Source organism: Methylobacterium sp. AC315 (genome assembly GCF_979253755.1).
Map to the genome: position 1 here is coordinate 1 of NZ_CEEDEA010000057.1, position 1,561 is coordinate 1,561.

Genomic DNA, 1,561 nt, shown 5'->3' on the forward strand with positions numbered 1-1,561 from the left:
ATCATCGGGGAGAAGCAGTCTGGCCATGCCAAACCAACGCTGAAAACCAAGCTCGGTGCCGTTCTGTTAGGCGTTCTAAGTCTTCTCAACCGTCCCGCCGTTCGCCCCGTGCGACCACGATCAGCGCCCCATCGCCAAGCGGTCGCTGAAGCTCCTTCGCCTTGGGCTACGGCGCCGAAAGCCACGTCGCCCATTCCTTCGGATTCGTGAGGATCACCGGCATCGCCTTCGGGTGAACCGTGCCGACCTCGGCGTTCGCCTCGGTCGTCAGGTCGGTACAAAAGATACTAAAGTTCTCGGGGGCCGAGCAGGACCGCCAGGACGGTGGTCAAGCCTTGGAGGCGTCGAGGGGAGCGGCGGAAGTCTCGCGCCCGTCCTGAGCAGGCTCGGCGGCCGCGCGGGCCTCATACTTGTCGGCGACGCTCACGATCATCCGTAAGGCGTTTAGGTGCGAGGTCGTGTCGAACTTCGTCGATGCAAACGCCGGGGTCTTGTCGGCCTCGAAGAGCTTCCATTGCGACCGAGGGCCGCTCGGCCTTATGTCGATAGCGTAGGCGAGCAGCCGGTCGCCGCGGGTCGCACGAATAACTTGGCCGAGTGGGACTGAAGGTCGTCTTGATCGGGGGCTTGCTCAATGCGGTTTACTCTCTCAAACGCCGGGCGATGACTCAACCCAAAAGTGGGGAAAATAGGAGATTTACAACCCACTGGGGCAGGGCGGCGATCGTCAGGCCGACCGGGCTCGCGACGAGCATCATTAGCGCCGCCGGGATCGCGCGAGGGGCGACGAGCGGGAATGCGAGCACGGCCTTGCCGAAGCCGAGCAGCGAGGCGCCAATCGCCCCCAAGACGGCCCGAGAGCCGCCGACGGCCCCGAGAGCGGAACGGCCCGTGGCCATGGCGCGAAGCTGCCCCACGGGGCTCTAATTGACGGCTAAACGTATCCGGCTGTTTGGAGCACGCCCCCGGCGGATAGCGATACCCGAACGCGCCCTGACCCCAGTTCTGCCGGCCCTGAGCCAACCCTTCTGCCGCTCGCCCCACGAGCACGATCGGGGGGGCGTCCGCGAGCGGGCGCTGAAGTGTCTTTGCCTCAGGTCATGGCGCCGACAATGGCGCCTCGCGGTCCGCATAGCTCTTCAGGATCACCGGCGTTGCCCTCGGCTCAACTTCCACGGCCTCGGTATCCCGCGACAGGCCGGCACCCAATTGGATCGCGACAGAGTCGCGCGGAAGCCTCAGCCGTCCATAATCGTTCGCGAGAGGGCCGAAGCCCTCTCCTTGGTCGAGCATGCGATCTAAGAGTCTTTTTACGAGGCCTAAGAACCGAGCAAGGGTCCACTGTGGCGACAGCGAGCGAAACCGAAACCGTCATCAAAAAAATCATTCCGTACCTGACGCGGCGCGGTTTCGACGTACAGACGGATTTCACCTTCGAGTACCCAACCGGCGGATCGGTTAGGGCGAACCTAGTGCACTGACGCGGTCAGAGGATTCACGCAGGGGGTGATGCATGCGAGTCTGGGCGATGGCTCAGACCGTCTGCGTGCTCCTCGACGAC

Annotated in this window: 1 pseudogene; it reads right to left on the reverse strand. The window is 63.8% G+C overall.

From position 1 onward, the window contains the following. Positions 1-85: 85 nt before the first annotated feature. Positions 86-271 (reverse strand): annotated as a pseudogene (locus tag AC0IY0_RS28660) (SOS response-associated peptidase); the annotation flags it as partial. Positions 272-1,561 lie beyond the last annotated feature (1,290 nt).